At 54.2% G+C, this 21,754-nt stretch carries 15 protein-coding genes; 10 read left to right on the plus strand and 5 right to left on the minus strand.

Features of this window, described 5'->3' with window-relative positions; all coding sequences use genetic code 11:
• Positions 1-114: 114 nt before the first annotated feature.
• The gene (locus tag KCG48_RS02350; protein WP_211799687.1) at positions 115-600 is read left to right on the plus strand and encodes an RNA polymerase sigma factor; all 486 of its coding nucleotides are present in this window, start codon (positions 115-117) and stop codon (positions 598-600) included.
• On the plus strand, positions 597-1,472 hold the full coding sequence (locus KCG48_RS02355; RefSeq protein WP_211799688.1) for a zf-HC2 domain-containing protein: 876 nt from the start codon (positions 597-599) through the stop codon (positions 1,470-1,472). The genes KCG48_RS02350 and KCG48_RS02355 overlap by 4 nt, the downstream gene beginning before the upstream one ends.
• 95 nt (positions 1,473-1,567) lie before the next feature.
• Here the strand turns inward: KCG48_RS02355 and KCG48_RS02360 are convergent, their stop codons facing one another.
• Genes KCG48_RS02360 through KCG48_RS02370 form a run of 3 tightly spaced genes read right to left on the minus strand, consistent with a single transcriptional unit; the run spans position 1,568 to position 3,378 of the window.
• Positions 1,568-2,662: an FAD-binding protein gene (locus tag KCG48_RS02360; protein ID WP_211799689.1), complete on the minus strand. Its 1,095-nt coding sequence runs from the start codon at positions 2,660-2,662 to the stop codon at positions 1,568-1,570.
• Between the two features lie 11 nt (positions 2,663-2,673).
• Positions 2,674-2,892, minus strand: coding sequence for a helix-turn-helix domain-containing protein (locus tag KCG48_RS02365; protein ID WP_211799690.1), 219 nt, complete (start codon positions 2,890-2,892; stop codon positions 2,674-2,676).
• 9 nt (positions 2,893-2,901) lie between these two features.
• Complete coding sequence (locus KCG48_RS02370; protein ID WP_211799691.1) at positions 2,902-3,378, minus strand: DUF2975 domain-containing protein; 477 nt, start codon at positions 3,376-3,378, stop codon at positions 2,902-2,904.
• Between the two features lie 183 nt (positions 3,379-3,561).
• On the opposite strand from KCG48_RS02370, the gene KCG48_RS02375 reads away from it, so the two are divergent.
• On the plus strand, positions 3,562-4,932 hold the full coding sequence (locus KCG48_RS02375) for an SH3 domain-containing protein (RefSeq protein ID WP_211799692.1): 1,371 nt from the start codon (positions 3,562-3,564) through the stop codon (positions 4,930-4,932).
• A gap of 137 nt (positions 4,933-5,069) precedes the next feature.
• Complete coding sequence (locus KCG48_RS02380) at positions 5,070-5,678, plus strand: GNAT family N-acetyltransferase (protein WP_211799693.1); 609 nt, start codon at positions 5,070-5,072, stop codon at positions 5,676-5,678.
• Between the two features lie 135 nt (positions 5,679-5,813).
• Here the strand turns inward: KCG48_RS02380 and KCG48_RS02385 are convergent, their stop codons facing one another.
• Positions 5,814-6,089 (minus strand): late competence development ComFB family protein, encoded by a 276-nt coding sequence (locus KCG48_RS02385; protein ID WP_211799694.1) that lies wholly within the window; start codon positions 6,087-6,089, stop codon positions 5,814-5,816.
• A 358-nt stretch (positions 6,090-6,447) separates the two neighbouring features.
• Here KCG48_RS02385 and KCG48_RS14960 point away from each other — a divergent pair, with 358 nt between their 5' ends.
• The 3 genes from KCG48_RS14960 (at position 6,448) to KCG48_RS02400 (ending at position 14,165) form a co-directional block, all read left to right on the plus strand.
• Entirely contained in the window at positions 6,448-8,694 is a 2,247-nt protein-coding gene (locus KCG48_RS14960; RefSeq protein ID WP_211799695.1) for a putative bifunctional diguanylate cyclase/phosphodiesterase, read from the plus strand.
• 97 nt (positions 8,695-8,791) lie between these two features.
• Entirely contained in the window at positions 8,792-11,299 is a 2,508-nt protein-coding gene (uvrA, locus tag KCG48_RS02395) for an excinuclease ABC subunit UvrA (protein ID WP_211799696.1), read from the plus strand.
• A gap of 145 nt (positions 11,300-11,444) precedes the next feature.
• A complete protein-coding gene (locus KCG48_RS02400; RefSeq protein WP_211799697.1) occupies positions 11,445-14,165 on the plus strand; it encodes a PAS domain S-box protein in 2,721 nt (906 codons plus the stop codon).
• Positions 14,166-14,179: 14 nt separating this feature from the next.
• On the opposite strand, the gene KCG48_RS02405 is transcribed toward KCG48_RS02400, so the two are convergent.
• A complete protein-coding gene (locus tag KCG48_RS02405; RefSeq protein ID WP_211799698.1) occupies positions 14,180-14,650 on the minus strand; it encodes a VanZ family protein in 471 nt (156 codons plus the stop codon).
• Positions 14,651-14,835: 185 nt separating this feature from the next.
• Between KCG48_RS02405 and KCG48_RS02410 the strand changes: the two genes are divergently transcribed.
• From KCG48_RS02410 to KCG48_RS02420, 3 genes are all read left to right on the plus strand, one after another.
• Positions 14,836-17,109: a putative bifunctional diguanylate cyclase/phosphodiesterase gene (locus KCG48_RS02410; protein ID WP_211799699.1), complete on the plus strand. Its 2,274-nt coding sequence runs from the start codon at positions 14,836-14,838 to the stop codon at positions 17,107-17,109.
• Between the two features lie 150 nt (positions 17,110-17,259).
• Positions 17,260-19,536 (plus strand): putative bifunctional diguanylate cyclase/phosphodiesterase, encoded by a 2,277-nt coding sequence (locus KCG48_RS14965; RefSeq protein WP_211799700.1) that lies wholly within the window; start codon positions 17,260-17,262, stop codon positions 19,534-19,536.
• Between the two features lie 37 nt (positions 19,537-19,573).
• Positions 19,574-21,655, plus strand: coding sequence for a diguanylate cyclase (locus tag KCG48_RS02420; RefSeq protein ID WP_211799701.1), 2,082 nt, complete (start codon positions 19,574-19,576; stop codon positions 21,653-21,655).
• The last annotated feature ends 99 nt before the right edge of the window (positions 21,656-21,754 follow it).

Below are 21,754 nucleotides of genomic sequence, written 5' to 3' on the forward strand. Positions count from 1 at the left end.
TTCGGCCAAGGACTGCTGTGTACAAACACTGAGTTCTTGGCCTTTTCTATTTTTCTCTATTTTTTTTGTAAGATTTTCTCCTGCGCTGCGTCTTATGGGTAAGGAGGTGAGAAAGTGATCGAAATCGAGGCCCTGTACCGGGAATATTTCCGCCCGGTGTATGTTTATCTGCTGCAACTCACCAAAAACCAGACCCTGGCGGAAGATCTCACCGCGGAGACCTTTCTACAAGCCATGAAGTACTTAGACCAATATCGGGGAGAAGCGGATATTCGGGTATGGCTCTGCCAGATCGGAAAGAATGCCTACTATTCCCAGTTGAGAAGGCGCAAACCCCTGGTGGATCTGGACACCCTTCCGGATCTTCCGGGAACCGAGGATCCCGTGGAGGAGATACTTAACGCGGAGCTCCAGGAAGCCATGGCCACAGCGCTGGCAGCCTTGGAGGAACCCTACCATGAAGTCTTCCTCCTTCGGCACTATATGGAACTTAGCTTCCGGGACATTGGGAACCACTTCGGAAAAAGCGAGAACTGGGCCTGTGTCACCTATCACCGGGCGCGGAAGAAAATCCGGAAAGAATTGGAGGAAAGTCAATGAATATCCCTTGTGCCATTATTCAAGATCTCTTGCCCCTTTATACCGAAGACCTGTTGAGCGACGAGAGCAAGGGGGTGGTGGAGGAGCACCTTCACCAGTGCACCCTATGTCAAACTGAACTTCAGGCGCTGAAGTCGGCGACGCCACTACCGGAAGACCGAAGTACTGTGCCCCTGCAGAAAATTCAGCAGCGGATTCAAGCCGGGAAGATGAAGACCGGACTGCTTTACGCCGCCATTGCCATGCTTTTCGCCTTGCTCCTCATGCTTTGGCTCACCGCTCCCCGCTATCTTGAGTATTCCCCGAGTCAGCTAAGATTTGTGGAAGCTGATGGGAAAGTCATGGCAGTGCTGGGCGAAGAGGTGACGGGCTATGAGCTCTCTCAGGGTCCTGGGGGAGAATACACATTAACACTGTGGAACAGCTTCTGGGACCAGCGGGTGCTCCACCGCCAGGCAGGAGAGGTGCTCCTCAATCCCCATGGAGAAAAGGTGGAGGCAGTCTATTATTCCTCAGCCTCAGGATTCCCGGATCGGTTGATCTATGGTCAGCCTTTAACCGGGGAAGAGGGAAGAATTACCCTGCCTCGATTGGCTCTTAATTATTATCTGCTTCTTGCGGTGGGGCTCCTTCTCGTTTTGGGGGCGATGGCCCTGGTTCGCCGTAGAAGTCCAGGTTTGCGAAGGTTGGCTCTGGTGCCCCTGGCCTATATTCTCAGTCACGTTCTTGTCCTGGGCGGTTCCTCGTCCACCTATGCCATCCTCCGGGACCTCTCCGGAATCCTCATGGTGATGATCCCCGTCTACGGCATTTTGTGGATGATCAACCAACGGTTCTTCTCTCCGAAAATCTCAGAGGGGAAGAATAACTGAAGCTAAAGTAAAGTCAATAAGCTCAAAGAGGAGATCCCGCGGGATCTCCTCTTTGGCTTATCGATGATCTTGAAGATTAGTTTTGAAGGCTTCCCTTATCGCGGACAAGGCCAGAGAAGGGGGCTGTGGAAGGGTTTCATGGCGAGAAGCCCCGAAGCCATGACGGCTTTACGCAGCCGGGGCTGATACATGAAGGGGGACTTCAGCCGTTTTCCCAGGAGGTTTCGGCGAAGGGGGAAAAGGCTCTTGGCATAGCGGGAAAGAACACCGGGAATGCCCTCTTCCAGGGCTTTGGCCAGGAGAAGGGAAGTGCGCAGGGCATAGCTGATCCCTTCCGCAGAACTGGGGCTGATGGCCCCGGAGGCTTCTCCCACCAGGAGTACGCCGTCTTTTCCGGGAGAGAATTGGCTGTTTTTCTGGGGACGCAAAAGGTGAGCGCCCTCGGTGCGGATTTTCTTTTGGAGAAAGATTCCCTTCAGCGCCAGCCTGGACCGGAGTTTTTCCATGGCTTCCCAAGGATCTTTTCCTTGGGGAACGGCCAGTCCCAAAAGAAGATGGTTATCCTTGGGAATGATCCAGCCGTAGAAGTCCGTCACGGCCAGATCAAAGATGGCGGTAAAGTATGGGGGAAGATCCTCTGCCGGATACTCCTCCTGGATGCACACATAGGAGGAGGGATTTTGGGGAAGGGCCAGGGTGCGGCGAACTTTGGAGAAAGCGCCGTCTGCGCCGATGAGAAGCCTGGTCTTGACCTCCTTAAGCTCACCCTTTTGTCGATAGCGGACGATAAAACCTCCCGGTATAGCCTCATGGGAGAGATACACCGCGTTGAAGCAGGTCTTCACCGATGGGGGAAGGAGGGAAACCAGCCACCGGTCAAACTTTTCCCGGTCCAGATTATAGTAGTGCCGCTGATAGAGGGCTTCTTCTCCGCTGGAAACATCCAAAGTGCGAACCGCAAAAAGCTGGGGATCCACCAGGACATCCCGGGGGATTCCCAATCCCATTTCCCCGAGGATTTTCTGGGCATCGGGGGCGAGAAGCCCCCCGCAGCATTTGGTTTTACGGTTCAGGGGATTCTCCCCGCGCAGATCCCGCTGGTCCAGGAGGAGCACCTGATGCCGCTCCCCCGCCAAGCGGGCCAGATTGGCACCGGCAGGACCGGCACCCACAATGAACAGATCAACCATGGAGCACCTCCTTAAGAATTTTCCGCTTCTTTTTCGTATTCCAAAAGGTCTCCGGGCTGACAGTCCAGAGCCTTGCAGATGGCTTCCAGGGTGGAAAAGCGTATGGCTTTGGCTTTACCGTTCTTCAGCACGGAAATGTTGGCCATGGTGATGCCCACCTTTTCCGACAGTTCTGTAACGCTCATCTTCCGCTTCGCCAGCATGACATCTAAATTAATCTTGATTGTCATTTTGCCACCTCATATGGTGAGATCAAGATCGTTCTTGATCTGCAGGGCTTCCTGGAGAAGCTTTTCCAGGACGGCAGCGAATACACCGATGACAAAGGCGGCGAAGGTGGGAAGGAGGCCGATGATGACAAAGCCTGGGGCGTCGTCATACTCCGCCATGAGGTAGAACAGGGGAAGACAGAGGGTATAGAGGACAGTGATGACTGCGGCGAGGTTTCGGATGGTCCGGAGTGCCTTCACGGAAGCGCTGGTAAAAGCTTCTCCCTTGTCGATGAGGCGAAGCAGTTTCCAGGCCTGTCCCAGGGCACCGAAGAAAGGCAGCGTGGTCAGGTAAAGCCCAGCCCCCAGGGGATAGATCACCAACGGGGGAAAGAAGCCCAGGGCATCCCGGAGGATGGCGGGGAGGGCGAGGAAACTGAGCAGCAGGACAAAGAGTCCCATGAAGAGGACAGCAGCCCGGAGAAGGCCAGTGGAACGGATAGACATGGTATTCCCTCATTTCATCGTTATTGCCTTTACTATAGCGATAGATTTATCGATTGTCAATAAATAAGTATTGCAAAAAGATAAAAATCAAGGATTGTGAAGAATTGTCATGGGAATGATACAGAATTTTCAAACCTCTTCGTTATACTGAAGCCAAGAAGACTTCGAAAGGAGGAGAATGCCATGAAACGACTGCTGGTTTTGCTGCTCCCCGTACTGCTCCTTTTTAGCGCCTGTACAGCCAAGGATACACCGCCGGGGGAAACCCCCACGGAAAGTCCCGGGGAGACCCCGGTAGAAACCCCTGCAGAGACGCCGTCGGAGACTCCAGTGAGCCTGGAGGACTTTCAGAAGCTCACGGTGACGGCTAAGGACCCCCTGGAACTGCTTCCAAAGCTGGAATCACTGCTGAAGGAAGGGGGCGAGGGAGACCATGACGCCGCCATGATGGCCTATCTTCAGTATCTTCGCACCTACAGCTTCATGGGAGTTCAGGATGAGTACCTGCAGTTTAATAAGTTGGAACCTTACTTTATGTATAATGAGGCCGAGGGTTCCGATGTGCTCCAGGTGGAGAAGATTCCCGCAGGTGAGCTGAAGGACCTCTATGACCGTTTTGCCAAGATGGGGTATACCTTTGCTCGGGTGGAAGGGTCGGTAATGCCGCAGATCGATTTTTCCTTCGTAGATCAGCATAAAGAGGCCTTGTCCCCGGGAATGATCGCTTATGGCGCTTTCAAACAGCTTGATTCCGACCGGCTCTGGGCTTCTGACGGCGGGCTAAGGATTCCCGTGAAGGAGCTGGGTGAACGGGTGGCCCAGGGGGAAAAGCTTCTCCAGGAGCATTCGGCGGACCTGCTTCCGGCGGTGAAGGACGATGCCCTGCGGACGTTCCAGAACTATTTCCGGGTCTACCTGGTTGGCCTGGTCAATACGCCGGTGATTATAGAAGGGAAGATCCGTCCAGAGGTTCAAACGGCTTACGAGGACTTTCTTAAAAATCATCCGGAGACGGAATCGGCCAAGATCCTCGCCCGCTATTACAGCGAACTGAACGGTGCAGGTTTTGCTGCCCCCTATGAGGAGAACAGCAGCGAGAGCATTCTTCGATTCCGAACCCGTATGGAGAAACTGGTTCAGGACGTCACCGGGAAATTCGGCACGCTGAAGGATCCCGTGACCTACGGAAAGACCTCGGTGAATCTTCATCTTCGTACGAATCCGGATCTGACTTCGGAAGTGCTCTACACCATCCCGGCGGGAACCGTAGTGAAGATCTGGATGCTCTACAGCGGCTGGGTACAAGTGGAGACAGCCGGATGGTATGGGTACAGCCGGGAAGAGTATCTCACTCCCGTCACATTAGGTCCCCAGTACCGCATGACCCTTCAAAACCTGAATCTTCGCGAGTCGCCTTCCCTGACTAGTCCCGTACTCATCGTCCTCCCCGCCCAGACTCTGGTGGAGCTGGAAAAGGAGGAAGGGGAGTGGGGAAAGACCACCTATGGCGGAAAAACCGGGTATCTCTTCCTGGAGTATCTGGGAACGCCCTAGATTTGACTGAAGGATCCAAAAAAAGAGATCTTCCCCCGGTCAAAGGGAGAAGATCTTTCTTTTCGGGGCAATCTGCTATAGGATGAAAAATGAGAAACGAGGTCCCCGTAAGGAGAATTCTTTGGGGAGACCCTGCCATGAAGGAGAGAGAAGTCATGAAAAAGAGTCCCGCCCCCATCCGGGGAAAGCATATTACCCTGAAGCCCCTGACCTTGAAGGATTTCGATGTTTACTACGAATCGGGGTTTCAGCAGGAGGATCCCGAAGTCCTGAGGCTCACGGGAACTAAGGCCGGGGTCACCCGGGAACAGCTGAAAAGCTATGTGGTACGAATCGTGAACGCCGAGGATCGCGTGGATTTTCTTCTCTGGAATGAAGAGGGAAGACTCGTGGGGGAAGCCGTCCTCAACGAGATTGACGAAGAGGTTCGTCGCGCCAATTTCCGCATCGCTTTTTTCCAGGAGAAAGACTTCGGCAAAGGCTACGGATCCGAAGCCACTGCGCTTACGGTGGACTATGGGTTTACCGAGCTACATCTCCACCGCATCGAACTGGAAGTATTTTCCATTAATCCCCGGGCGAAGCGCGCCTATGAGAAAGCCGGCTTTCAGCTGGAGGGATGTCTCCGGGATGCCGAGATCATCGATGGCGCTTACTGTGATGTTCTCCTTATGGCCATGCTGGAGGAAGACTATGAAAGGAAAAAGATTAAAGAGATCCAAGCCAAGAACAGCGTTACGGTTTAGTTCGCCACCTCCGGGAGTCCCGAAAGGTTTTCCTTCCGGATCTTTGCTTCCCGGTTTCCCAGACGTCAAAAGCTCATGGCAAAGTCTGCCATGAGCTTTTCTGTTTCCAAATCTGATAAATCGGGGAAGAGGCGCCTAAAAGGAAGGCTCCTCATGATGGGGATTATCTTCCACCACAGCCATGGCGCGGGACAGCGCCTGGATGATGTCGGACTGAAACTGGTGGTCAAACTCCTTCAACTTGGCATAGATCCGGCCCTTGTCGCTGACCATGTAGAGGGGCTGGAGCTGGTTGAGGGCTATGGCCCGGATATCCTCCTGGCAGCGCAGGCAATCCTTGAGATGCTCATGACTGCGGACCAGGGGCGGGAGCATGCTGTCCACCAGAACTTCCATATAGTTTTTTGGCATGGATCATACCTCCTGGAGTGAATTATTTGATAAGCCATAAGAATATGCATAACGAATCTTCCTGAGAAGATGAACTAAAGGTTTACTCAAAATATTATAGCATTCACATCTTTTCCTGTCACGAAAAGCCGGTGAACCTTCAGCCAGAGATTTGAAAAAAGGAGGGAGTCGCGTCTGGGGCTGAGCATGAGGGGATATCTTCCCTAGTCCCGGGTGGCATCACGGAGGAATCAACATTTTCCCGAAAAACTTCTTAACAAAAGGAGAAGTCCGCCGATAACAGGAAAGAACATCCGAACGAAGACGAGGGAGCCTCCATATTTTTTCCAAGGGGATGGGAGACTCAGGGGAGAAGGTTGTGAAAAGAAAGTTCAAGCATAAAAGTGTCAATGTCAAATATTTCATCATCCCGTTCTTCGTCGTCGCCATTCTTTACTCCTATCTGGTCTATGGCAAGCTCGTCGGCCTCACAGACAGGAAGTACGACTATATGCGACAGGAGACGGTGAGTGTGGCCCGGGTTTATGCCCAGTATCTCAACAAGGCCATGCATGCCAATGACGTCATTTACGCCCAGGTGGATGAACGGCTGCAGCTGGCGGCCCAGTCCATGGGAGCCCGTCAGGAAGCCCTGGGCAGCTCGCTGCTCCGCTTTTTGTCGGAGTCCCTTCGGGTGGATGTCATCTACCGCTATGATGCCCAGGGCGTACTCCGGGAGGACAGCAGCGGAAAATATGAGGGACTCGTTCTGACGCCGGAGGATCCGGCCTGGAACTTCAACATCAGCGGAGAAAAAACCCGCATCGACCAGCCTCGACCGGGTATCGAAGGCACGGGGGTCTATAAGTTTATCTATGTGCGGCTTCGGAATGAGGATTTCTACCAGATTGGCATCAATGTGGACAACATCAGCAGTCTGGTCATGGATTTCGGTCTTTCCCAGCTTCTTCTGGACATTGAGTCCAATGAAGCCATCCGATATGCCCATTTCATCGGCGTCGACGCCACCATCGAAGACTCCACCCAGGAAAAAGCCAAAGGCACCAAGGTGGAAGAGCCCAAGATCCTGGAGGCCATGGCGCGCCATGAAGAATATGTCATGCCGGATCCGGAGGAGAAGGATCTTTACCAGGTCTATGTGCCGGTGATTCTCAATGGGGCCAATGTGGGAACCCTGAGCCTCGGGTATAGCACCAAAGGTTATGTGGACACCACGCTCTCTGTGGTCTCCTACGGTTTCTGGATTCTCCTCAGCGTGCTGGTCCTCATGGGAGGAGCCGTCTTTATCATTTACCGAAAGACAGAGAAGCATCTGCGCCTGGGGTACTACGATACCCTGACCAACCTGCCCAATGAAGTCTACATGAAGGAGTTCCTGGCAGGGAAGCTGGGCCAGAAAAAGGCGGGAAACCGGGCGATTTTCCTCATCAACCTGCGTAACTTCCGGACCATCAACATCGCCCTGGGCTTTGAAGTGGGGGATCAGATCATCAAGGATGTATCCCATCGTCTGGAGGAAGCCCTGAAACAGAAAGGCATGCTCTTCCGCTTCAATGCGGACCGCTTCGTCTTCTATGTGGAAGGCTATGAAAAGAATACACAGCTGGAAGATCTGTCGGGCCTCATCACCGAAGCCTTTGCGAAACCCTTCCAATATGTCCGAAGCAGCAAACAGATCCGGCCGGAAGTGGGGATCGTGGAAATCGATGAGCGCTACAAGAATGTGGATGATCTCATGAAGGACGCCTCCATCACCATTTCCTACCTGAACAAGGGCATCATGGACCACATGGTCTTCAACGCCGAAATGCGTAACAAGATCGAGCGGGAGGAGGTCATTGAGTTTGAACTCATCCGCTCCTACAAGGATATCAAAGAAGAGATCATCCATCTGGAGTACCAGCCCAAGGTGGATGCGAAGACCAGCCGCATTGTAGGCTTTGAGGCCCTGGCCCGCATGAGCTCGAAGAAGCTTGGCATTGTCTCGCCCACGGAGTTCATCGACATCGCGGAGAAAAAGCAGCTGATTCTTCCCCTGGGCACCATGATCCTGGAAAAGGCCTGTATCTTTACGCGGCGTCTGGTGGACATGGGCTATAAGGATCTGCGCATGGCGGTGAATGTCTCGGGAATCCAGCTCCTCATGGATGATTTCACCGATACGGTGGCGGACATCATCAGCCGCACGGGGATCAATACCCGAAATCTGGAGCTGGAGATCACGGAAACCGTCCTTCTGGAAAACTATGACATGATCAACGCTGTGCTTCAGAAGCTCCGGAACATGGGCATTGAAATCTCCATGGATGACTTCGGCACGGGCTTTTCTTCCCTGGCCAGCATCGGCGAACTGAACATCGACATTGTGAAAATCGACCGCCACTTCATCCAGAAGATTGTCCACGGCGGAGAGCGTAACCTCATCACCACGGACATTATCTCCATGGCCCACAAACTGGGGCTCACCGTTATTGCGGAGGGTGTGGAGAACAAGATTCAGAAAGAGTACCTCCAAAGGAACGGTTGCGATGCCCTCCAAGGATACTACTTCAGCCGTCCGGTCAGCGAAGCCAAAGTCATGGAGCTGCTGAAGGAGGGGATTTAGACCGGGAGGGAAACCTCCCGGTTTTTTTGCCGGAAGGACTGACAAGGAAGAAGGGCTGTGGCACAATGGAAACAGGAGAAAAAGGGAGGGAAGAGTCATGGCAAAGGAAGTCCAAAAAGTCCTGCGGATCTACGGTGCCCGGGAAGGGAATCTAAAAAATCTGGATGTGGCCATTCCAAAGAATCAGCTGGTGGTGCTCACGGGACTTTCCGGTTCCGGAAAGTCCACCCTGGTCCTGGATGTGCTCTTCATGGAAGCCCAGCGGCAGTATCTGGAAGCCATGGGCTTTCAGGGCATTGCCAAACCAAAAATCGACGAAGCCCGAAATCTTTCTCCGGCGGTGCGCATCACTCCCGGAGAAGCCCAGCGAAATCCCCGGTCCACCGTGGGGACCCTGACGAACCTCTACACGGATCTGCGCATGATTTTTGAAAAGCTCGCCCAGCGGCCCTGCCCCTCCTGCGGAACGCTCATCGGGGCGGAGGATTGCCGGGAGGAGGTGGAGAAGACCGCCGAGGATTTTCGGGTCTTCATGATCTGCTCCCACTGCGGCCACCGCATGGAAAAGCTCACCCGCACCCATTTTTCCTTCAATACCCGGGAAGGTGCCTGTTCAGTCTGTCATGGCCTGGGCGAGGTGCTGGAGGTGGACCTTCCCGCGGTGCTGAAGGCCGATCTTTCCTTAGCCGAAGGGGCAGTGGACTTTTGGGATCACGCCTACCGGGACTATCAGGTGAGGAGTGTGGATGCCGCCTTCCAGTATTATGGGGAACCGCCTTCCGGCAGCACTTCGGTGAAGGATTTTACCCCCGGTCAGCGGGAAATCTTTCTTTATGGCGCGGAAAGCGAAGAAGTGAAGACCCTTTTTCCGGGCAAGGAGGTGCCCAAACGGGTCACCGATGGCCGCTTTGAGGGACTGCTCACCACCCTTTGGCGCAGGCTCGAAGAAAAAGGCGGAAATCCGGGAAATCTCTCCGCCTATTTTAAGACCTCCCCCTGTGGGGAGTGCCACGGCGAGAAGCTTTCTGCCTTGCCCCGCCTGGCCACCGTCCAGGGGAAACGGCTGCCGGAGCTGTCCCGGGAATCCTTCCAGGGACTTCAAGCGTGGCTGCTAAACTTTCAGGAAAAGCTCTCGCCTAAGAGTCTTGCGCTCGTAAAGCCCTATGTGGAGGATCTGGCCACGAAAATTCGCCGAATCCGGGCCGTGGGTCTTTCCTACCTCACGGCAGACCGGGCCATGCGGACCCTTTCCAGGGGCGAAACCCAGCGGCTTCGCCTCTCCGTTCTCCTGGATTCCACCATGGAAGGGCTCCTCTATATTCTGGACGAACCCACCGTGGGACTGCATCCCGAGGATACCCAGGGAATTCTGACCATTCTCCAAGGGCTCCGGGACGGGGGGAACACGGTGCTGGTCATTGAGCACGATCCGGAGGTCATGGCCCAGGCGGACCACATTCTGGATCTGGGACCCGGAGCGGGAAAGCGCGGCGGGGAACTGGTGGCAGCGGGCAGTCTGGAGGAGATCCGGAAAAATCCCCGTTCCGTCACCGGGGCATACCTGAACCGTCAGGGAGCCACTTCCATGCCCCGGCGGCCCTGGCCCGAAGAAACCTTTCACATTCGCCATGCCCGACGGAACAATCTTCAGGATCTGTCCCTGGAACTGCCCGTGGGACGGCTCATCAGCATCACCGGAGTATCGGGATCGGGAAAGTCCACGTTGGTTTTGGATGTGCTTTCCGGCGGAGATACCCCACCGGGGAAAGGGGAGGATGTGGTGGAAGGCTGCGCTGTCTTTTCCCACATCGTCACCGTGGAGCAGGCTCCCCTGACCCGGATGAAACGCTCCAATGTAGCCACCTATTCCGGGCTTTACCGTGAGATCCGGAAGATCTTCAGTGCTCTCCCCCAGGCCAAGGCCGCAGGGCTTCAGGCTGGGGACTTCTCCTTCAACACCCCGGGAGGACGCTGTGAGCGCTGTGAGGGCCTGGGCACCATTTCCAGCAATATGCTGTTTTTCGCCGATATCGATGTGGTCTGCCCCCAGTGTGGTGGGCAGCAGTTCAGTCCGGAGGTGCTCCAGGTGACCTTTAAGGGACACTCGGTCCACCAGGTGCTAAGGTGCAGTGTGGAGGAAGCGTTGGAGCTCTTTCACGGCCATGGGCGCCTCATGAAGGATCTTAGGCTCCTCAAAGATGTGGGGCTGGGGTATCTGGAATTGGGACAAACCCTCACCACCCTCTCCGGGGGAGAGGGACAGCGGCTGAAGCTGGCTAAGGAGCTCCTGGGCTCCAAAGGAAAAAAGGGACTGTACCTCCTGGATGAGCCCACCACGGGGCTCCACCCCGTGGATGTGGAGAACTTCCTCCTGCTTCTCCAGAAGATGGTGGATGCGGGAAACACCGTGGTGGTCATCGAGCACCAGCTGCAGGTCATCGCCGCCTCGGACTGGGTGGTGGACCTGGGGCCTCGGGGAGGAGAAGAGGGGGGACGGATCCTGGTGGAGGGGACACCGGAAAAGGTGGCCGCCTGTCCGGAATCCTATACAGGGCATCACCTGAAGAGCCTGCTTTCCCTTGGTAAAGAGGACGAAAATCGGTGAAAAGGTTATCCGGGAAAATGATTTGATCATCAAAGGAAAATAAATTGTCAAGGATGGGCAAAAGTCTTTATAATGGAGACATTGGTCCAGGAAAGCGGTTCAGGGATCGCGCTTAGCGCCAGTTTGAGGATGTGGAGGAGTCGGGATGGAAGGTTGGATATACGATGAAAAAAGCGGGGAATCGGGGATCAATCCCCGATCCTCCCTGCCTCACCGGGTGGAGATGCTCATGAAAATCCTGGGGGTAATTCGCCAGTGGAATGAACAGGAAAGCGGACCCTGCGACTATGCCGGCATGACGGCGGTGCTGGGTCAGCTTCTCCATGCTCCTTTTGCGCTGCTGCGCCTTTGGCGTCCCCTGGAAGATGTCTTCCGAGTGGTTGGCCGCTTTACGGTGGCAAAAGAGATGCCTCATCTGGAAGCTGCCCTTCTTCAAAGCCCTTTGCTTCATATTCCCGTGGAGGAAATGGCGTCGGTGGACCTTCCGGAAGATGTTCTTCTCGAGCGGGGGAAAAGGTTCACCCTTTGGCGGATGCCCCTTTTGGGCAAAGGAAAACTTCTGGGGGAGTTCACGGTGCTTCTCCCCCAGGGCCGGTTCCTCCGGGATCCGGAAATCATTGAGATCTACACCGCCCAGGCGGGGCTCTATCTGGATAAGCGAAAAACCGAGGAGGAGCTGCAGGAGTCCATTCTGCGTTACCGCCATGCCGTGGAAGTATCCAAGGCGGGCACCTGGGAGATGAATCTTTCCACGGGGAGCCGGGAGGTCAGCGCCCAGTGGGCGGCCATTCTCGGGTATACCCAAGAGGAAATGGAAAGCTTTCCCGAGGATCCGCTTCTCTCCTTCAGCCATCCCGAGGAACGGGAAATGATCCTGGAGCGATTTCATGAGCTGCGCAGCGGGCAGAAGGAGCAGGTGATTCTGGAATGCCGTATGCGTCACAAGGAAGGGCACTGGATCGAAACCATGGACCGGGGGAAGGTGCTGAGCTACGATGAGGCAGGCAAGCCCCTGCGGCTTTTCGGAGTCATGATGGATGTTTCCGAGCTGAAGAAGATGGAAAAGGACTATGTGGAGAGTGCGCGAAACTTCCAGACCCTGGTGGAAAACAGCCACGACATCCTTTACCGCATTGAGCGCGGAGGAGCCTTTTCCTTCATTTCCCCGGCCTTTCAGAGTCTTTTGGGGTATTCGGCCAAGGAGCATATCGGAAAGTCCTTCCGCGTGCTGGTACATCCTGATGACTCGGAAAAGATGGAGGCTTTCTTTGTCAAGGTCCGGGATACCCAGGATCGGCAGGAAAGCCCGGATTTTCGGCTGAAGGATACCCAGGGTCACTGGCATTGGTTTGACACCAATGTTACCCCCATCTGGAACAGCAAAGGGGAGACCGTGGGGTACACCGGAACCGCCCGGGAAATCACGGATAAGAAGCTCATGGAAGAGTCCCTTCATCTGGAAAAGGAGATCTTCAAGACCACCCTCATGTCCGTGGGGGACGGGATCATCGCCACGGATGTCCATGGCCGGGTAACGATCATGAACCAGGTGGCGGAGGAGCTCACCGGGTGGACCCAGAAAGAAGCCATGGGGCGGAAACTGGAGCTCATCCTTTCCCTGCGGAAGGACAAAACCCTGGAAGATTTAGGCAACCTTGCCCTGGAAGCCATCCAGGAGGAGCGGGTCCTCATGCTGCAGGATCTTCTGATCACCACCCGAAACGGGCTCCTGGTGCCCATTGAGGAAAGCGCCGCCCCGATACGGGACAGCAGCGGAGAAATTACCGGTGCCGTCATTGTTTTCTGGGACATCACCGATAAACGGGAGAAGCAGAAACAGGTGGAGTATTTGAGCTTCCACGACCATCTCACAGGACTCTATAACCGCCGCTACATGGAAATGATCATCCGCCGCATGGATGAGGCGCAGATCCGTCCTTTGGCCCTCATGGTCATCGATGTCAACGGTCTGAAGCTTACCAATGATGCCTTTGGCCATGACATGGGGGATCTTCTCCTGAAAAAAGTGGCGGAGATCATCACCTCCTGCGTCCGGGAGGAAGATGTGGTCTGCCGGGTGGGGGGCGATGAGTTTGTGCTGGTGCTTCCCCACACCACGGAGGAGGAAGCGGAGTGCCTTCGCAGCCGCATCAAGACCCTGGCCCTGGAGTCCAGTATGGAATCCGTGATGATTTCCTTGGCCATGGGCTATGCGGTGAAGACGGATCCGGAGCAGGAGCTCACGGAGATCCAGAAGCTGGCGGACAACAACATGTACAAGAACAAGCTGAAAAAAGGCCGAATCATGCGAAGCCGCACCATCGAGACGGTGCTCCGAAACATCAACTCCAAGTACGACTATGAGCAGATCCATACGGAGCGGGTTTCCCAGTTCTGCGAGCGCATTGCCCTGGCCCTGGGGCTTCCGCCCAAGGACGTGGAGGATGCCAAAATCAGCGGATCCCTCCATGATATCGGAAAGATCATGATCTCCCCAGAAACCCTGAACAAGACGGAAAAGCTCACGGATCGGGAGTGGGAGGAAGTGCGCAAGCACCCCATGACGGGCTACCAGATCCTGCGGGGGGTGGACGAATATTCCTCCCTGGCCAAAGTGATTCTTCATCACCATGAGCGCATGGACGGAAAAGGCTACCCGGATCATCTGGCAGGGGAGGAGATCCCGCTCTTGTCGCGCATCATCACCGTGGCCGATGCCTTTGAAGCCATGACGGCCAGCCGGAGTTACCAGAAGACCAAAACGTTGGAGGAAGCCATTGCGGAGCTGAAACGCTGCCGGGGAACCCAGTTTGATCCGCGTATTGTCGATGTCTTTGTGGAGCAGGTGCTAAAAGCGGGCGATTAAAAACCCCGGAAAGCTTACGATGCTTTTCGGGGTTCAAGGGCTCGATTTTTTGGTTTGCCGTGGCGGAGGCGGGTTCCTCCCCACTGGAGAAGGATCCCCAGGGCGGCTCCGGAAGTGTCTATCAGCACATCCGTCACCAGCCCGGCACGGCCGGGAATAAAGGTCTGATGAAATTCATCGGTGACGGCGTAGAAAGCGCACAGCAGCAGGGCTTTCAGCCGGAAACCTCTTGGTATGTCTTCTAGGGTCCGTAGGACCAGGAGAGACAGAATGAGGTACGCGGTGAAGTGAGCCCCTTTGCGAAGGACGAGGTGCAGCAAGGGCAGCGGGAGCTTCGGCGGTAGAAAGGGTGCCAGAAGACTGAGGATTCGAGAAAGGAGCCCGGAGCTTAAGGCGCCCGACCGGGAGGCGTCCTGATGGGAGAGGAGAAAGATCACGAGCATCCAGAGGATCACAGGGATCCATTTTCGGAATGAAATTTTCATGGGAGACCTCCTTTGGGGATAGGTTCCCCGGATTTTTCCAGTATAGCAGAACTCCTGAATCTGGACAAATCTTCCGGGGAAAGGACTATAGATTCCGCCGAAGACGGAACAGATGTTGCCGGAAGAAAAATAAAGCAGGATCTTGTATGGTAAAATAAACAGGAATGATTGGAAGGAGTGAGTACATGACCAGAAAAAGAATTAAAACCGTGGAGCTCAGGATTTTTCTGATTCCTCTCCTTCTGGCCCTGATTATTGTGGCCCTGGTGGGCGGAGTGCTGGCGAATATTCAGGTGAGAGCTTACAAAGAACACCGAAAAGAGGATGCCCTGCGCTATGCCAACACCTACTCCTACAGCGTGACCAAGGCTTTGGAAGCTCAGCAGGCCATGAAGACCCTCATGGAGGAAAAGATGATGGCAGCGGGAGAAATGGCCGGTTCCATGACTTCCTATACGGATGAGGGGCTGAGCCGCCTGGCTGATCTTCTGGACATCGATGTCATCTATCAGTACAGCGCAGAAGGGATCATTGAGCACACCAGTGACGGGCGTTACCGGGGCTGGACAGCGAAGCCTGGGCACCCGGTCTATACCTTCATGACCGGGGACCAGGACCGGATGGTGGAGGAGATCCGACAGGATACCGAATCCAAGGAATATTTTCAGTACATGTATTTCCGTCGGCCCGATGGGATCTTTCTTCAGCTGGGGATTCGGGCGGAGAAGGTTCGGGATCAGCTCAATGAGTTTGAACTCCAGCAGATCCTCGAAGAGATGAAAGCCGGAGGTGCCAAGGATGAGTTCAGTCTCCTCAATGCGGAGGGGCTGATTCTGGGCAGCACCGTTCCTGATCGCATTGGAGCCCGCATCGAGGATCCGGCCGTTCTTGCGGCCATGGACCAGAATGAAAGCTTCAACCAGCTTTTGGAATATGGGGATCAGCCCATGTACCTTACCTATATCCCACTTTACGTAAAAGGGGAAAAGTACGGAACCCTGGGGATTCTTCAGGATATGAAGGACCTCAATGCCATCTACCGGGACACCCGCATCTATGGCGCCGTGGCTCTGGTAGCGGTCCTGATGTCCTTTCTGGCCGTGCTCTTCTTCACCTATCGAAGAAATGCAAAACAGCTGCGGCCGGTCTACTATGATTCCCTCACGGGCCTTCCCAACCAGGCCTATCTGAAAGAAACCCTGGCCTTATCTTCACCGGGGATCTCCGGAAAGCGCGCTTTACTTCTCATCAACTGCAGTAATCTGAAGACGATCAATCTGTCCTACGGATTTGATTATGCCAATGAAGCGCTAAAATATCAGGCTGGGAAACTGGCCCGAGATCTTTCCGGAAAGGGCGAGCTCTTCCAGTTTACCCCGGATAAGTTTGTGTTCGTGGTGGATGGATATCATGATAGTGAGGTGCTGAAGGATCTGGCTCGCCGGGTAACGAAGAGTTTCCATCAGGAGGATCAGAAAGATGGGGAGCACCAGTTCATCAAACCGGAGATCGGCATTGCCGAACTTTCGGGAAGAGACTGGACCTCCGACGAACTCTTGACCAATGCAGCCTTGGCCCTGAGTCATGTGGATCCCTTTGGTGCAGAAAACTTTGCCTTTTTCACCGAGGAAATGCAAAAGAGCATCGCCCGGGAAGATCTTCTGGAACGGGAGATCCGGGAAGATCTCCAGCACCCGGAGAAAAACCTGATCTATATGGAATACATGCCCATGATTCAGGTGAAAACCGGCCGGATTCTGGCCTTTGAGGCCCTGGCGCGGATGAGTTCCAACTACTTTGGCGCCGTTTCCCCCGTGGAGTTCATCGACATTGCCGAGAAGAAACAGCTCATCGTTCCCCTGGGTTACCATATCCTTCGAAAGGTCTGCCAGTTCGTCAAGAAACTCCAGAATGAGGGTTTCCCGGAGCTTCGGGTGTCCTTCAATATCTCCGCGCTGCAGCTTTTCCGGGAAGATTTCGTCAGCACGGTTCTGGATATCCTTCGAGAATGTGGGGTGAAACCCCAGAGCCTTTCCATGGAAATCACGGAGTCGGTCCTCATGGAGAATCTGCGGGAACTGACCGGAAAGCTGAAGATTCTCCGGGAGGCGGGAATCCATATTGTCATCGATGACTTTGGCACCGGATATTCCTCTTTTTATCAGCTCCATGAGCTGCCCATTGATGCCCTGAAAATTGATCGCTACTTTATCAAGCGGATCACGTACACCCATGAGCAGGAAATCCTCACGGGGGATATTATCTCCATGGCCCACCGCCTAGGATACCGGGTGGTGGCAGAAGGGGTGGAAGACGAGATCCAGTATACCTATATCCGGGACAAGGGATGCGATGTTCTCCAGGGACATCTCTTCAGCCAGGCGCTCCATGAGGATGTGGCCCTGGAACGGATCAAGAGGACTCTGATTTTCCAGCCCCATGACGGGGATCAGCCTTAGCGAAAACGCCCTCAGAAGCCCAGTCTTCCGGGGGTGTTTTCATGAGAGAAGAAAGAAAAGCGGGGGCAGCCCAGGGTTTTCCTGTTAAGAATGAGGAATTTCAGCCGATAAAAAGAGCAAATGAATCTCTGGAGTAAAGGAGGTTAGACCGTGCGAAAACGCCGATACAAGGAAATATCCGTCAGCACCTTTCTGGTGCCGTTCCTGGCCATTACCCTGTCTTTTGTCGTCCTCAGCAGTCTCACGGTCCAGGCCATCCGAAACTATTTTGAACAGCATGTGGTACAGGATGCCCGGGGCTTGGCCCTAAGCTATAAAAGCAACCTTCAGAAGGCTGTGGAAGCCAAGGAGATGACCAACAGTCTCCTGGAGGATAAGCTTCTCATGGCCGGGCGAACGGTTCTCTCCACCGGAAGAGTCATGGATAATCTCGAACTGGAAAGCTTCGCCCGGATGCTGGATGTGGACGTCATCTACTACTATGACCAGACCGGGACACTCCTCAGTGCCAGCGACAGCAAAAATATCGGTTGGAAGGCCCCCGAGGGCCATCCCGTGGATCGGTTCAACCGCAGCGGGCTGGAAAAGCATGTAGAAAAGATCCGGAAAAACACGATCACTCATCTCTACTATAAGTTCTCCTATTTTCGCCGCACCGACGGAACCTTTGTCCAGGTGGGGATCCTGGCGGATAAGGTTGTGGCGTTTCTTACCTCCTTCGAGACTGAACGAATTCTTCTGGAACTGGATACTCTGAATGGAAAACGGATCGTTTCTTTTCTCGGGGATGACCTCCACGTCAGCAGCAGCACCGACAACACTCAGGTGGGCCTTCGGATCACTGATCCTGAGGCTGTAAAGGCACTGAAAGCCGGGGATGAGTACCATTCGTATCAGAAGATTCGAGGGGAATCCTATCTCCAGGTTTTTGTCCCCGTTTATGTGGATGGGTTAAAGTTAGGTTTCTTGTCGGTGATGGAGTCCATGACCAAGAATTCGGAGGTCGTGGGCGGTGTCACCACCATGAGCCTGGCCGCCATGGTGGTGGTGTACCTGTCTGTGGTATTTTCCATGCTGTCTTCTTTCCGAAAAACCCGCAGCCTTGTGCAGACGGCATATTTTGACTCCGTGAGCGGACTGCCCAACCAGGCCTATCTTCTGGAGTTCCTGGAGGAGAAAATCCTCCACGGACGAAATCGGAAAAAAGCAGTGGTCATGGTTACTGTCACGGGGATGAAGGTGATCAACCTGACCTATGGGTTGGAAGAAGCGGATCGGATCATCCGGAACATCGGTGCACATCTCAAATTGCAGGAAAAAGAAAATCTGCGGTTTTTCCGCTTCTCCGCCAGCCAGTTCATCGTCTATCTTGAGGGCTATCGGGACAAGGACGAGCTTCTTTCACAGCTTTTCGAGATTCAGCTGCGGGGCTTAGGCTATCTGCAGGACAAGAGCTGGGAACATGAGCTCTCCTTTCAAATGGGGATCGTGGAGCTCACCGGCCATTCCTCATCGGCGGATCATCTGCTAAAGGATGCGCTACTTGCGCTGGATCAGGCGAAGAGAAATCACGACCAGCTTTATGCCTTCTTTGATGAGGCCATGGAGAAGCAGCTGGAGCGAGAAAACCAGGTGGAAAAGGAAATTCGAAACGCGCTTTTTGGACATAAGCTGGCACAGCTTCATCTTCACTATCAGCCCCAGGTGGAGCTTTCCACTGGACGCATCATCGCTTTCGAGGCCCTGGCCCGGATGGAATCGGAAAAATTGGGGGCAATTTCACCCCAGGAGTTCATCGCCATCGCTGAGAAAAAAGGGCTGATCATTGACTTGGGCTACGCCGTGACCGCTCTGGCCTGCCGGTTCATTCAATCCCTGGATGATGCCGGGTATGGCGAGGTGAGGGTGGGGATTAACGTTTCCGTCATGCAGCTTCTGCGGGATGACTTTTTAGGCAAAACCCTGGAAGTGATCAAAGATTATGGCGTGGAATGCTGGCGGCTGAAATTGGAAATCACGGAATCCATCCTCATGGAGAATTATGCCCGTATCAACGAAAAGCTGGCGCAGATCCGCCAGCTGGGAATGCAGGTGGAGCTGGATGACTTCGGTACCGGATATTCCTCCTTCGCCCGGCTGGAGGAGCTGGCCATTGATGCGCTGAAGATCGATAAGTCCTTCATCGACCGTATCGCCGATGGAAGGAAGAGCAGCCTCATCTTGGCGGATCTTATCTCCATGGCCCACAAACAGGGACTGGTGGTGGTGGCAGAAGGGGTGGAAACCCCACTTCAGGAAGAATACTTAAGGGAAAACTGCTGTGACTATCTTCAAGGCTATGTCTATAGCCGACCCTTGCCCGAGGCAGAAGCTTTAGCGCTTCTGGATAAAACCGGGCTGAAGGAAAAATGGAAAATGGATGCCTGAACTTGAAGAGAAAACGACGAAAAGGAGGAAGTGAAAAATGACCCTGGAACTGTCCATTCCCTGGATTCTTGCCATCTTAAGCCTTTGCAGCCTGGGCTTTATTTTTCTTGTCCGCATTTTCTGGGGATCCTCTAGGACGGATATCAAAGCCGGGAACGGGCAGGGGGAAGATCCCCGACGCCAACGCTGTGAAATTTTGGACCAGGCGGAGGATCCCGAGAATGCCAAGGCCATCCTTCGGAACCAAATCCTTCTCGAAGCCTTCAGCCGGGATTTTGCCTCCTCCCACGATCAGCTGGACTATGTCCTGACCCAGGCTCTGGAGATCACAGGCAGCGCCTATGGCTATCTCTATCTCTATGACGAGGATAAGAAGCTCCTGACCCTGGAAAACTGGATTCGGGAAGGACAGACGGTGATGAACTCCGCCGACCAGAAGCGCACCTATCGCGGGGACCGCATGGGTCAGTGGAGTCAGGTGCTCCAGTCAAAAAAACCCATGATCATCAATGCGCTTTCCCATGGGGGCGTCGTTTCCAAAACCCCTGACGGCAATGTTTTTCGCCTTCTCACCATCCCCATTCTCATTGATGAGGTCATTGTTGGGGTAGCTGGACTGGCGAACAAACCCAAGGACTATGATGATGCGGACGTTCATCAGTTTTCTCTGCTCATGACAGGAGTCTGGAATGCGAAAATGCGTCGAGAACGGACGCTGGAACTGAAAGAGAGCAAGGAGAAGCTGGAGCTGATCCTGGATTCCGTGGCCGAAGGAATTTTCGGCATGGATGAAGAGGCGAGATTTACCTTCGTCAATGCATCCTGTCTGAAGATTTTCGGATATTCCTCTTCGGAACCGCTCATCGGAAAGTCGGTCCATGATCTTATTCACCACACCCGGCCGGATCAGTCGGCATTCTCCGCGCAAGACTGCCCTCTTCTTCGTCCCATACGGACGGGAGAAGTGATACTCACCCAGGAAAGCACATTTCTTCGGGCGGACGGCAGTTTCTTCCCCGCCCAGTTCTCCGTCCATCCCCAGTGTCGGGAAGGAAAGATCATCGGAGCGGTGGTGACATTTTTGGACATCACCGACCGAAAAAAAGCTGAGGAAAACCTGAACTATCTCAGCCGTCACGATGTGCTCACGGGCCTCTATAACCGGGCCCATTTCGAGAGCATTCTCCCTGAGGTGGATCAGCCCGAGAACTTGCCCTTATCGATCATCGTAGGGGATGTGAACGGCTTGAAGCTCAGCAATGATATCTTTGGCCATGCTGCAGGAGATGACCTCCTGCAAAGATGTGCAGAGATCCTTCAGCGGGTTGCAAAGCCCCAGGATCTTCTCTTTCGGATCGGCGGGGATGAATTCTATCTGCTTTTGAAAAACACATCAGAAGAAGAAGCGCACCGGCGAATGGAGTCCATCCGCCAAGCCATGGCTGGGGAAACCTTTCAATGCGGGAAGGGAAGCATTTCCCTGGGGAGCGACACCAAAGAAAGGATCTCGGAGTCCTTCTACGATGTGCTCAGCCGAGCCGATGAAGCCATGTACCAGGAAAAGGTTCTGGGCAAGGAGAAGACCACCAAAGCCCAGCTGGACTTTCTCCGGCAGTGGTATCGCTCGCTGCCGGGCGTGGAAGAACACGCCTTGGCCGTGGCGGATCTGGCCGCAAGCCTAGGCCAAAAGCTTTATCTCAGCCATGAGGAGCAGCTACGGCTGAAAGAAGCCGCATTTTACCACGGCATTGGGAAAATCGCCATCCGAGGAGAAGGAAGAAAAGCAAAGTCTTCCCTCACGGGATGGAAAGAGCATCCGGTCATCGGTTACCGAATTCTCCATGCTTTTGAAGAAACCATGGAGCTGGCCGATCTAGTCCTCTCCCAGAGGGAAAACTGGGATGGGTCGGGCTACCCCAAGGGGCTCAGCCAAAGCGCCATACCCCTTCTCGCTCGGGTTATTTCGGCATCAAAAGCCTACGTGGATGCCCTGGTTCCGGATTATGATGTGGAGAAAGCCCGGAAGGCGCTTCTTGACGCCCGGGGAAAAGAGCTGGATCCCTATTTGGTGGACCTCCTGCTGGATACTCTCTCCCTAAATCCGCTTCATAGCGGTTAATAGGATGAAATCCCTGGAGATCAGGCGTTGCAATTCTTCGCCGGCCTTACTATAATAATATTGAAATATTCGTACAAAGATGAATTTATGAGGAGCGGC

The sequence above is a fragment of the Proteiniclasticum sediminis genome, assembly GCF_018128025.1.
Taxonomy (GTDB): domain Bacteria; phylum Bacillota; class Clostridia; order Clostridiales; family Clostridiaceae; genus Proteiniclasticum; species Proteiniclasticum sediminis.